This window comes from Metabacillus malikii (assembly GCF_030813355.1).
GTDB classification, from domain to species: domain Bacteria; phylum Bacillota; class Bacilli; order Bacillales; family Bacillaceae; genus Metabacillus; species Metabacillus malikii.
The window spans coordinates 1-1,798 of record NZ_JAUSUD010000061.1; the positions used below are offsets into that span (position 1 = coordinate 1).

A 1,798-nucleotide genomic window follows, 5' to 3' on the forward strand; every position below is an offset into this window, starting at 1 on the left:
TTGTTTAGCGTACAATGTCAAATACTTTTTTCAAGTTTTTGGGCAACTCAAACACACTTACTGTAGTTTCCTAATTCTACCAGTAACAATTAACCAAGTTTTTAATGAAACAGGTGCCATCTTCTTGATTCAGAAATGGGCTTTTCACTCGCTTCTTGGTCTGCATTGATGCAATCTGGCATTGAGTGCAAAATTTAAAATAATAACGTACTGATTCGCATTTACAGGACGAGTGGGATTTAGCTAAACATCGAGGTCCGTGCCTCAGGAAACTTATTCCGATCTCCACTCGAACCAAAAGGATGACACCTATTTATTTAGTTTAATTATGCTGCTTTTGGTAATGATAGTTTTTTAGTCACTTCTTCTTCGTAATTAAAATTAGGGTTATTCCACTTAAACGGTTGTTGATTTTTAAGCATCGAAAAAGCAATTTTTAAGAACTTATTTCCCATAGCAATGTAGATGGAACCTGCTTTTTTCCCTTTTTCTTTTAAACGTGTACAGAAAGGTTTTAGTGCTTTATTGTGTACAGAAAGACTTTTTCCAGCAGAATAAACAGCTCTGCGTAAATTTGCATTTCCTTGTTTAGAAATCCGGCCACGGTAGCCTACTCCATTACCAGATTGCTTAATAACCGGGTTTGTTCCAGCCTTCTTAATGAGCTGATTTGCACTAGTATAGTGAGATAAATCGCCCATCTCACAATAGATTTCAGTAGCTGTAACTAATCCGATTCCTGGAACAGTAAGGAGAAGTAAGCCATTGGTCTTGATAAAAATACGCTCAATTTCCTGTTCATAAGCAAGGATGTTATTGGTATGCCATTCATAATCTTTTAACTTCTGTTTCAAGAGAAACAGCTCACTTGATAGTTCCTCCAAATCTTTAGAGACACTTTCATTAGCGGCATAGAGAAGCTTTTCAATAGCTGTCTTTCGAATCTTAAGGTTATGCTCCTTAGAGATTCTCCTTAAACCAATTTCTCCAAGTTTAAGAATATGAGAAGCATGTGGATAGTGGGAAAGTATGTGTAAACTTGCTTTACCCCAAAAGTCACTAAAGATCTTTCTTGTCTTAACTTTTCCGTCTATCAAAACGCTGTATCCTTGGTATTCACGCCAGATGTGGTCATGAATAGTACGAATCTCTGTTTTGACTCGTGACCGCTTATTAATTTCGCTTCGTCTAGCTCGGGTAAGATTTTGTAGCTTTCTGTATTGACCAGTAGAAAGCTTGGCATTTGTCGCTTTATTGCCCAACAACGCCTCGGCAATCAGATATAAATCGATATCATCCGTTTTGGTATATGTGAGGTGTTGTTTGCGCTCCTCATGGGTGGAGGCAGGATTAATTATATGAACAGAGTACCCTTTGGTTGTTAAAATACGAACAATATCTTCGTAATAATGACCAGTGGCTTCTATGCCCACAAAAATCCGCTCAGCCTGGAAGGTCTGTTTAGCCTCCTCAATCTTTTGAATTAGGAACTTCATACCAGTCCGATTAACCATAAAAGCAAATGGAGTATGCACTACATCGCCAAAGTAATTTAGGATCATTGCCTTCTGTATAACCTTTGATGCATCGATGGGAATAATTAAAACTTTTTCTAAGTTAGCACCTTTAAGTTCTTTTGCGAATTGACTTCTTCTTAATCCTTGTTTACCATTAAATAGTCTCATTGACTATGACCTCCTTTGGTTGGGTGGGTGATTGAGTAAACTTGGTTAAGTACTTCAATCGTAGCATAGTCATGGGACATTTTTGTGTCCAAAATTATTATTTCATACACCAG

At 37.3% G+C, this 1,798-nt stretch carries 1 protein-coding gene; it reads right to left on the bottom strand.

The features are described from left to right. Positions 1–326: 326 nt before the first annotated feature. Positions 327–1,685 (bottom strand): IS110 family RNA-guided transposase, encoded by a 1,359-nt coding sequence (locus J2S19_RS23580; RefSeq protein ID WP_307347341.1) that lies wholly within the window; start codon positions 1,683–1,685, stop codon positions 327–329. Positions 1,686–1,798: the final 113 nt, after the last annotated feature.